This is a genomic window from Hansschlegelia beijingensis (assembly GCF_045505405.1).
Taxonomy (GTDB): Bacteria; Pseudomonadota; Alphaproteobacteria; order Rhizobiales; family Methylopilaceae; genus Methylopila; species Methylopila beijingensis_A.
In genome coordinates, this window is sequence record NZ_JBJKEX010000086.1 from 1 (window position 1) to 10,058 (window position 10,058).

8 protein-coding genes and 1 pseudogene are annotated in these 10,058 nt (G+C 68.1%); 5 read left to right on the forward strand and 4 right to left on the reverse strand.

Annotation, left to right across the window (positions count from 1 at the left end; genetic code table 11):
• The 4 genes from ACIKT0_RS07790 to ACIKT0_RS07805 all read left to right on the forward strand — a co-directional run.
• A partial coding sequence (locus tag ACIKT0_RS07790; protein ID WP_407104790.1) for a histidine phosphatase family protein occupies nt 1-441 on the forward strand: 441 nt, incomplete at its 5' end.
• On the forward strand, nt 438-1,208 hold the full coding sequence (locus ACIKT0_RS07795; protein ID WP_407104791.1) for a TIGR04290 family methyltransferase: 771 nt from the start codon (nt 438-440) through the stop codon (nt 1,206-1,208). The genes ACIKT0_RS07790 and ACIKT0_RS07795, both read left to right, overlap by 4 nt.
• On the forward strand, nt 1,205-2,215 hold the full coding sequence (locus ACIKT0_RS07800; protein WP_407104792.1) for a glycosyl hydrolase: 1,011 nt from the start codon (nt 1,205-1,207) through the stop codon (nt 2,213-2,215). The genes ACIKT0_RS07795 and ACIKT0_RS07800 overlap by 4 nt, the downstream gene beginning before the upstream one ends.
• A gap of 69 nt (nt 2,216-2,284) precedes the next feature.
• A complete protein-coding gene (locus ACIKT0_RS07805; protein ID WP_407104793.1) occupies nt 2,285-4,351 on the forward strand; it encodes an NAD(+) synthase in 2,067 nt (688 codons plus the stop codon).
• Here ACIKT0_RS07805 and ACIKT0_RS07810 read toward each other — a convergent pair.
• The 3 genes from ACIKT0_RS07810 to ACIKT0_RS07820 all read right to left on the reverse strand — a co-directional run bounded on the left by ACIKT0_RS07810 (nt 4,348) and on the right by ACIKT0_RS07820 (nt 7,856).
• On the reverse strand, nt 4,348-4,980 hold the full coding sequence (locus ACIKT0_RS07810; protein ID WP_407104794.1) for a cysteine hydrolase family protein: 633 nt from the start codon (nt 4,978-4,980) through the stop codon (nt 4,348-4,350). The genes ACIKT0_RS07805 and ACIKT0_RS07810 overlap by 4 nt on opposite strands.
• A 190-nt stretch (nt 4,981-5,170) precedes the next feature.
• Nucleotides 5,171-7,066, reverse strand: coding sequence for a pre-peptidase C-terminal domain-containing protein (locus ACIKT0_RS07815; RefSeq protein WP_407104795.1), 1,896 nt, complete (start codon nt 7,064-7,066; stop codon nt 5,171-5,173).
• 259 nt (nt 7,067-7,325) lie between these two features.
• Complete coding sequence (locus ACIKT0_RS07820; RefSeq protein WP_407104796.1) at nt 7,326-7,856, reverse strand: DUF4142 domain-containing protein; 531 nt, start codon at nt 7,854-7,856, stop codon at nt 7,326-7,328.
• Nucleotides 7,857-8,021: 165 nt separating this feature from the next.
• On the opposite strand from ACIKT0_RS07820, the gene ACIKT0_RS07825 reads away from it, so the two are divergent.
• The gene (locus ACIKT0_RS07825; RefSeq protein WP_407104797.1) at nt 8,022-8,765 is read left to right on the forward strand and encodes an endonuclease/exonuclease/phosphatase family protein; all 744 of its coding nucleotides are present in this window, start codon (nt 8,022-8,024) and stop codon (nt 8,763-8,765) included.
• 482 nt (nt 8,766-9,247) lie between these two features.
• Here the strand turns inward: ACIKT0_RS07825 and ACIKT0_RS07830 are convergent.
• Nucleotides 9,248-9,976 (reverse strand): annotated as a pseudogene (locus ACIKT0_RS07830) (aldehyde dehydrogenase family protein); the annotation flags it as partial.
• Between the last annotated feature and the right edge of the window lie 82 nt (nt 9,977-10,058).

Sequence of the window (10,058 nt, forward strand, 5' to 3'; positions counted from 1 at the left end):
GCCGCCGTGGTGGCCAGCCCCCGCGAGCGGACGCACGACACCGCGGCGGTGATCGGGGCGGACCTCGGCGTGCCGGTCGAGCTCGACGAGGCCTTTGACGAGATCGATGTCGGCGAGTGGGCCGGGAAGCGGTTCGACGAGCTCGCCCACGATCCCCGCTGGCGGATCTGGAACGAGGATCGCGACCACGCGCGCGCGCCGGGCGGCGAGACCATGGGCGAGGTGCAGGCCCGGGCGCTCGGCGGCCTCGGGAGGCTGGCGGACCGCTACGACGAGCGCATCGTCGTGGTGGTGAGCCATGCGGACGTGATCAAGTCGGTGCTGCTGAGCGAGTTCGGCATGGGGCTCGGAGATTACTGGAAGATCGACATCGGCCCAGGCGAGTTCGGCGTCCTGAGCCGCGAACCGGGGCGCGTCGGTCCGGGGGGGACCCGTCCATGAGTCCGGGCGACGCCGGGGCGAGGGCCGTGGACGACATCCGCCGGCGCATCGGGGAGCTCGGCCCCTGGTTCCACAATCTCGACCTCAACGGGATCGAGACGGCGCCGGGGCACTTCCTCGGCAATCACCCTTCGGACAAGTGGAACAGGTTCGCGCATGCGCTGCCCGGCGACCTGAACGGCGCCAGCGTCCTCGACATAGGCTGCAACGCGGGCTTCCATTCCTTCGAGATGAAGCGTCGCGGCGCCGGGCGCGTGGTCGGGATCGACTATGACGAGCGCTATCTCGCCCAGGCGCGGTTCGCCGCAGAGATCCTCGGCTTCGACGTCACCTTCCGGCAGCTCTCGGTCTACGACGTGGCGGCGCTCGGGGAGCGGTTCGACGTCGTGGTGTTCATGGGCGTGCTCTACCACCTGCGCCATCCGCTGCTCGCGCTCGACCTGATCCACGAGCATGTCGCGGGCGACACGCTGCTGTTCCAGACGCTCCAGCGCGGCACGGACGAGGTCCATCCGGTCAAGTCCGACTATGATTTCTCCGAAGGCGAGTTCGACGCCGACGGCTACCCGCTGGCCTATTTCGTCGAGCACGCCTATGCGGGCGATCCGAGCAATTGGTGGATCCCCAACAGGGCGGGCTCCGAGGCCATGCTGCGCGCCGCCGGTTTTGAGATCGTCACCCGGCCGGAGCCCGACACCTTCATCTGCCGCCGCGGCGCGTCGCCGTGGCAGGGCGCCGTCTATCCCGCACGCGGAGCCGCGCGATGATCGAAGCCGCGATGATCTGGAACGAGCCGAACAACAAGTCCCACTGGGACCTCGAGCTCGACCCGGACTGGAGCCGCTTCGCCGAAACCGCGACGGCGGCCGGTAAGGCCATCAAGGCCGCCAACCCGGCCTTGCCGCGGGTGCTGGGCGGCATGTCGCCGATCGACCCGTTCTTCCTGCTACGGCTCGCCGAGCGGCGAGTTCTCGACCATGTCGACGTCGTCGCCGTGCATGGCTTCCCGCTCGACTGGAATCTCTGGAAGATCGACGAGTGGCCGGAAAAGGTTGAGGAAATCAGACGGGCGACGCATCTGCCCGTGTGGGTCACGGAGGTCGGCGTCTCCAGCTTCGGCTCCGAGGAGGTGCAGGCCTGGGGCGTGCGGCGGACCGCCGAGTTGCTGGCCGGCAGGGTCGACCGCGTGCACTGGTACAGCCTCTACGATCTGCCCAAGGCCTGGGAGGCCACGACACGCCACCGCGAGGCGGAGGGCTCGTCCTATTACCGGCATTTCCACATGGGTCTGCTGCGCGAGGACGGCGCTCCCAAGCCTGCCCTGCAGGCGTTCGCCGAGGCGGGGAAGGGGATGGGCGTCTGCCAGTGGTTCCACTTTGAGGACCACCGGCTCGACGAGGCGGTGGCGTGGCTGCATCGGCTGGGCGTGCGCCACGTCCGCACCGGCCTGTCCTGGGCCGACAGCTTCCGTCCCAACGCGCTCGACTGGTTCGACCGGCAGATGGCGGCGCTCGCCGATTTCGACGTCACCGTCACGTTCTGCTTCACCCCGGAGCACCGCGGGATCGCGCCTCATCACACCAGCCCGCCGATCGATCCGGAGGAGTTCGCGGCATTCTGCGGCGATATGGTCCGCCGGTACGCAGCCGGCGGAACGACCGCCGAGGCTGAAGCGCCCGTGAGCGACGAAGAGTGGGCCAGCAAGGACCCCTCCGCCAATCTCGAGACGTTGCTGCGGCACTTCGGCGGCGGCGCGGGCGGCGGCCGGACGTGACGGTTCGCCGGGGCGGCCCTATAGCTGCGGGCCGAGCCTCTGGTCCGCGTCGGAGCTATTCGAGAACCCATGGCTGAACCCGCAGGCTTCGCGTCGTTCCACCGGCATGGCTTCGTACGCGTCGGCGTCGCGACTCCAAGGGTCTTCGTCGCCGATCCGCAGCGGAACGCGGCGGCTTCCATCGAGCAGGCGGTCTCGGCCGCGGAGCAGGGCGTCGACCTGCTGATCTATCCGGAGCTCGGCCTTTCGGGCTACGCGATCGACGATCTCCACCTGCAGGACGCGCTGCTATCCGGCGTGGAGCGCGCGCTCGGCGAGATCGTCGAGCGCAGCCGCGACCTCGGCCCCGTCCTGCTGCTGGGCGCGCCGTTGCGGCGGAACGGCCGGGTCTACAACTGCGCGATCGCCATCGCCCACGGCCGCGTCCTTGGCGTCGTCCCCAAGACCTTCCTGCCGAACTACCGCGAATATTACGAGAAGCGGTGGTTCGCCTCAGGCGCCGGCCTACGAGGACTCGAGATCGATGTCGCCGGCCAGGCGGCGCCGTTCGGCACGGACCTGCTGTTCTCGGCCGAGGACCTGCGGGACTTCGTCTTCCACGTCGAGATCTGCGAGGACTACTGGGCGCCGATGCCGCCCTCAACGATGGGCGCGCTCGCCGGCGCCACGATCCTCTGCAACCTGTCGGCCTCCAACATCACGGTCGGCAAATCCGCCGACCGCGCGCTGCTCTGCGCCTCGCAGTCGATGCGCTGCGTCGCCGCCTACGCGTATTCGGCGGCCGGCGACGGCGAGAGCACCACCGACCTCGCCTGGGACGGCCAGGGCTCGATCTACGAACTGGGCGAGCCGCTGGCCCAGTCCGAGCGGTTCTCCCGCGAGCCGCAGATCATCGCCGCCGACGTCGACGTCCAGCGCATCCGCCTGGAGCGCGCCCGCACGCCGACCTTCAACGATGCGGCCGCGCTGAGCGGCCACCCGGAGACGGCGTTCCGCACCGTCCGCTTCCGCCATCAGCCGAGCTTCGCCGATCTCGGCCTCAGGCGGGCGATCCGCCGCTTCCCTTACGTGCCGGACGCCCCGGAGCGGCTCGATCTCGACTGCTATGAGAGCTTCAACATCCAGGTCAGCGCGCTGGTCCGGCGGTTCGAGGCCACCTCCGGCTCGCACATGGTGATCGGCGTCTCGGGCGGTCTCGACTCCACCCATGCGTTGATCGTGGCCGCCAAAGCCTGCGACCTGATGGGACTTCCGCGCTCGACGATCCTCGGCTTCACCATGCCGGGCTTCGCGACCGGCGAGGAGACCAAGGGCAACGCCTGGAGGCTGATGCGGGCTCTCGGCGTCGAGGCGGAGGAGATCGACATCCGGCCCGCCGCTCGGCAGATGCTGGCCGACATGGGCCATCCCTTCGCGAGCGGCGAGAAGGTCTACGACATCGCCTTCGAGAACGTGCAGGCGGGACTGCGGACCGATTACCTGTTCCGGCTCGCCAACCAGCGCCGCGGCTTCGTGGTCGGCACCGGCGACCTTTCGGAGCTCGCGCTCGGCTGGTGCACCTATGGCGTCGGCGACCAGATGAGCCATTACGCCGTCAACGCCGGCCTGCCCAAGACGCTGATCCAGTATCTGATCCGCTGGACGGTGCGGACCGGACAGTTCGACGCCGCGACGGGCGACATCCTGAACGCCATCCTCGACACCGAAATCTCGCCGGAGCTGGTGCCGGCCGACGAGACCGGCGCCATTCAGAGCACGCAGTCGAAGGTCGGTCCCTACGAGCTGCACGACTTCTTCCTGTTTCATATCCTGCGCTACGGGCTGCCGCCGTCGAAGGTCGCGTTCCTCGCCTGGCACGCCTGGCGTGACGCCTCGGCCGGCCTGTGGCCGGCGCATTTTCCCGACGCGGCGAAGAACGCTTATGATCTGCCGACGATCGCCAGCTGGCTGGAAGCCTTCCTCAGGCGGTTCTTCCAGACCAGCCAGTTCAAGCGCAGTGCGCTGCCGAACGGCCCCAAGATCTCCGCGGGCGGCAGCCTGTCGCCGCGCGGCGACTGGCGGGCGCCCTCGGACTCGGTGGCCGACGTCTGGCTACAGGAGCTGCGCGACGCGCTTCCGGAGACTGAGCGGCGCTAACGCTCCGGCCAGGCCGCGAGCAGCGGCTCGGCGGTTGTCAGGAAGATCTGTTGGCCGAACCGCTGAGCGTAAAGCTTGATCAGCGCGTCATGCGTGTCGTCGCTGGAGCTGCACAGGGCGTCCTTCACCAGCACGACGAAATAGCCCCGCTCCACGGCTGACAGCACTGCCGCCGCCACGCACATGTCCGTCTCGGCGCCGGTGATCACCAGCGTGTCGACGCCGCGCCCGCGCAACTGCTCGTCCAGTGGCGTCCCGTGGAAAGGCGAGTAGCCAGGCTTGTCGAGAACCGTCGCAGGCGGCGTGAGGCGCGCCAGCGGATCGAGCAGCTTCAGCAGCTCCGGGTCGATGCGATCGAGGGTGAAGTCGCGCCAGCGTTCGAAATAGGCCCGCCACGAGCCCTCCGCTTCCTCAGGAGAGGAGGGCGGAATGAAGCGGGTGAACACCGTCTCCGCCGCGTGGCGCCGGGCGATTTCCTCCACGACCGGCAGCACGCGGTCCATCCAGGGGGTCCGCCAGTCGGTCTCCTCGCCGAACATCTTCTGCATGTCGATGCACAGATGCGCCACGACCCGCCCAGACAGATCAGGACATTCGCGCTCCTGCGCAGGTCTGCCGTTCTCGCTCAATCGCCGCCTCCGCCACGAAAACTCTTGAGGCATAAGGCGCCGTGCTATGGCTGCCAATGACGATAAGCCCTGGACGTCTGGCGGGGCGCCGACGCGATCCTCCGGCATGAGGAGCGGCCGACGGCGGCGGACGGCCGAACTCAGGTTCCAGCGGCCATCGAGGCGCCATGCCTCCTCGGGCCGTGACCGCTCAGATGACCGTGAAATCCGCAGCTGTCATGGCCGCGTGATTCTCAATCGTGGCGAAACGCACGGCCGCGTAGGTCGTGCCCGTTCCGTCGCGGTCGAAGAACAGCGCCCCCGCCCTTTGGTCGTAGATGATGCGATCCGAAGCGTCCAGCGCGGCGCTCGCCGCGACGAAAGCGTCGGAAACGAGAGCCCCGACGACCAGTTCCTTGAACACGGCGTCGTCGAGCCGGATCAGATCGAGAACGGGATCGAAGTCGGTGATGACGTCGACGTTCGATGCGCTGAGCGCAGTCGAGAAGGCGAACGTGTCGCCGCCGCCGCCGCCGGTCAGCGTGTCAGAGTTCGACCAGCCATTGATGACGTTGTTTCCGCTGTTGCCGATCAACTGGTTGGCGAGGGTCGCGCCCTTGACGTTGATGTTGGCCGCGCCGGTGAGAGTGACGTTCTCGATGTACTGGCCGGTCGTCACGAAGCTCACCGAAGAGAACACGGTGTCGACTCCAGACACGTTCGCCTCCACCACCTTGTCGCCGGAGTTCTGGACGTAATAGGTGTCACCGCCCGCTCCGCCCGCCAGCGTGTCGGCGCCAGTTCCTCCGTCCAGGACGTTGGCGCCGGCGTTGCCGCTGATAGTGTTCCTGAGGCTGTTCCCCGTCGCGCTGATGTTGGCGGAGCCGGTCAGCGTGAGGTTTTCGATGTGCTGGCCGGCGAGCGAGTAGGAGACAGTGCTGAACACCGCGTCGGAGCCTTCGTCCTTCGCCTCCAGAGCGCGGTCGCCGACGGTCTGCACATGATAGGTGTCGTCGCCGGTCTTGCCGGTGAGCACGTTGACGCCGGAATTTCCCGTCAACGTGTTGTTGAGACTGTTCCCGGTAGCATCGACATCGACGAAGCCGGTGAGGTTCAGCGCTTCGACGTACTGGCCCTTCAGGGAGTAGGAGACCGAGGAGAAGACGGTGTCGTGGCCCGTCACGTTCGCTTCGATCGCCTTGTCCCCGAAGTCGTCGACATAATAGATTTGGTTCCCGATCCCGCCTTCCATGCGGTCCGCGCCCATGCCGCCATCCAGCACGTCGCCAAGCTCTTCCGTGGTCGACAACTGGAAGCGGTACTGCTGCCCAACGGGCAGGGCGCCTGCGGAGGAGTGGATCTGGATGTAGTAGGTTCCCGGCGCCGCGAAACTGTAATTCAGATAGGAGTCGCGCCCATCGACCGAGCCGCCGCCCCCCACCGTGGCCGGGCAGTCATTGTTGAGCGCGAGGATCTGACCTCCGGAGTCGAGGAGCGCGATGACCGTGTCCCCGACGGGGTTGCTGAGGCCGGATTGATCGACGTCGACCAAGATCGACGAGCCCGGATTGTTCAGGGTGATCTTGTAGTAATCGATCGCGCCAGCGCCGACTCCGGTGACGGTCACGTGCGGCGTCCAAGTCGCTTCGCTAACGTTTGGGTCGTCGGCGAGGCTGAAGCCGGTCTCGTTGAGCAGCACGGCGGTCCCGAGCGTATGGTTGCCGAAGTTTCTGGACTGCGTGAGGACGCCGGAGCCGAGCGATATGGCGGAGGGGCGAGCGTGTTCCGTGCCGCCGCCGCGCAGCGTGTCATTTCCGGCGTCTCCGTAGAGGATGCCGGGGCGGATGCTGCCGTTCAGGAGGTCATCGCCGTCCCCGCCGTGAAGGTGAGTGGCGTAGTCCTGATGCAGGACGTCGGCGGCCGCGCCGCCATAGAGCCCGCGCGCCTGACCGCCATAAAGCGTGTCGCTCCCGTCCTCGCCATACAGAGCGGTTTCATAGCTTCCGTGAAGCTCGTCATCCCCGCCACGTCCGTACACGGCGCCGGTGAAAGAGCCGCTGTCGTCGGTGTAGACGTCGGCGTTGTCAGTCAGAATGCGGTCGGCCATCGTCCGTTCCTCCTGGAGGGCCTCTGGTTGAGCTTCAGTGAAACTCATCCTTCGGAAGCGCGCAGGGGAGATGACCTGAAAGCGGAACCCTCTGCTTTCAGATGATTGGCGGGCCGGGCGCCATCCGTCGTCTGCCTGCTCGCCCTAGCCGTTCGGCGGACTTGGGGCTGGCTCAGGTTGGCGCGCAAGCGAAACGGACCGGCCGCACGTAGGCGGCCGGCCGTCTTCATCAGATCGGGTCGATTATCGAGAGCTCAGGTCACTTATCGAGCTGCTGCGCCAGCTCGAGGTGATGCTTCAGGTTCGGCAGGGTCTTGCCCGCCCAGTCCTTCAGCGCCGGATCCTCGCCGCCTTCCGAATAGCGCTCGAAGAGCGAGACGGCGTCCTTATGGGCCGAGACCTGATCGTCGATGTACTGGTCGCCGAGGTCAGCGCCCTTACGGCCCTTCAGATCCTCGATCATGCTCTTCTGTGCGCTCGACATCTCGGTCGGGATCGTGGCCTTGACCTGGCCGCCGTCGACCATCGCCTTGAGCTCCGAAGACGTCTTGGTGTGCGCCTCGATCATCTGGTTCGCGAAATCCTTGATCTTCGGATCGACGTCCTGAGATTTCACGAGTTCGCTCGACTGGATCTCAAACATGTCGCTGGCGCCGGCCTGCGTCACGAAGTCTTGAGTGCTGGGCGCGATGCCGAGGACCGAGTTGACGCCGGTCTTCTCGCCCACAGATTGCGCGAACGCGGGGGTCGCCAGGATCAGGGCTGCGGCTATCAGAGTGAGCTTTCTCATAGAACGTCCTCCTAAACTGCTCCAACAATGCACAGGGACAGGACAACGTTCCGCGGCGCGGCCGAGCATTCCGATAAATCCGCCGCGATCCGGCCGGCGCCCCGGGCAGCGCCGATGAGGTCACAGGCCTTCGTCGAGCCGCCTCCGATTGATTCAGACCGGCCCGTGGGATCGCTGCGAGTGCTCACCTACAATGTGAGGCGCTGCCTGGGCCTCGACCGCGCCTACTCGACCGAGAGGATCGCCCGCGTGATCGCCCGGACCGGCGCGGAGATCGTCGCCCTGCAGGAGCTCGATCTCGGTCGCGCCCGAAGCGGCGGGGTCGACCAGGCGGCCGAGATCGGCGCCGCGCTGGGCATGGATCTGTTTTTCCACCCGGCGATGACCGTGCTGGAGGAGCGGTATGGCGACGCCATCCTTTCGGCGCCGAACATCCGGCTCGTGAAGGCGGCGGCGATCTCGGAAGGCCCCGCGCGCTGGAGCCGCGAGCCGCGCGGCGCGTTATGGGCGGAGGCCACCATCGACGGCGCGGCGGTGCAGATCGTCACCACCCATTTCGGGCTGTGGCGCGGCGAGCGCCGGGCGCAGGCCGAAACGATGCTCGGACCGGAGTGGCTCGGTCATCCGGACTGCAGGAGCCCCATCGTGCTGCTCGGCGACTTCAACTCGGTTCCCACGTCGCGCGCGTACAAGCGTCTGGCGGAGCGTCTGCGCGACGCGCAGAGCGTCCAACCGCACGTCGACGCCCGCACCTATCCGACGCGCCGGCCGCTGCTTCGGATCGACCACATCTTCGTCAGCGAGGAGGTCGAGGTTAGGGGGCTCTGGGCCGTACGCAATCCCGAGGCGCTCGTGGCGTCCGACCATCTTCCCCTGTGCGCCGACCTTCGCGTCCCGGCGCCCGGATGAGCCTCTCCTCCGCCTCGCCGCTGGCCGGCTGGCGCAGCGTCTGGGCGCGCTGGCGCAAGCCCATAAAGCTCGTCGGGATAGCGGCCGTCCTGGCGCTGACGGCGTACCTGCTCTGGCGGGCGCTGCGGCCCTACAGCCTTGCGGAGCTCGGCGCCGCGGTCAGCGCCATTCCGGCCGCGCGCCTCGCGGCCGCCGCCGGCTTCGCCGGTGCGAGCTATTTCTGCCTGACCTTCTTCGACTATCTCGGGCTGCGCTATGTCGGCGCCCCGCTGCCATACCGGAAGGCGGCGCTCGCCTCCTTCTGCAGCCTCTCGCTGGGCCACACGCTCGGCCTCGCGGGCGCGAGCGCCGGCGCCGTCCGCTACCGCTTCTATTCGCGCTGGGGGCTGTCGGCGGAGCAGGTCGCGAAGCTCGTCCTGTTCTGCGGCGTCACCACCGACGCCGCGGTCCCGGGTCATGGCGTAGACCGCGAGCGGCGCCGGGCGGGCGCGCAGCGCCGCGAGCGCCGCGTCGAGGTCCGGATGGGTTTCGATCGCGAGCAGCGGCCCGAACAGCTCCTCGGTCGCAGCGGGCGAACCCGCTGCGGGCTCGATGACCGCGAGACCTTCGGGCGCCGGCTGCGGCCCGAGCTCCTCGACCCGTCCCCCCTCGCCCAGACGTTCGAGCCGCGCGCGGTGATCCGCCGAGATGATGGCGGTCGGCAGTCCGTCCGGGAAAATCCGGGCGGCGGCGGTCCGCAGCGCCGCCCTGAACGGCTCGGGGGCGACGCCCGCCAGAAGCACGGTGTCGGGCGCGAGGCAGGTCTGGCCGGCGTTCAGCCCCTTGCCGGTCACGATCAGGCGCGCCGCCTCGTCGAGGTCGGCGTCGGGAGTGATCAGAACGGGGCATTTGCCGCCGAGCTCGAGCGTCACAGGTGTGAGGTTTTCGGCGGCGGCGACCATCACGGCGCGGCCCGCCGCCGTCGAGCCGGTGAACAGCAGATGGTCGAGCGGAAGACGCGCCATCGCCTCCGCGACCCGCGCGTCGCCCTGCACGACGCGCGCGATGTCGTCGCCGAGCGCCTCTGCGATCAGCGCCGCCAGGAGCGCCGAGGTTCTGGGCGTCCGCTCGGAGGGCTTCAGGAGGATACGATTGCCGGCGGAAAGCGCGCCGACGAGAGGCAGCAGGCACAGCTGCACTGGGTAGTTCCACGGCGCGATCACGCCCACCACGCCGAGCGGCTGGGGCGTGACCCAGGCGCGGCTCGGCCAGAACGGCCCATCGACCGCGACGCGTCTCGGGCGCGCCCAGCCG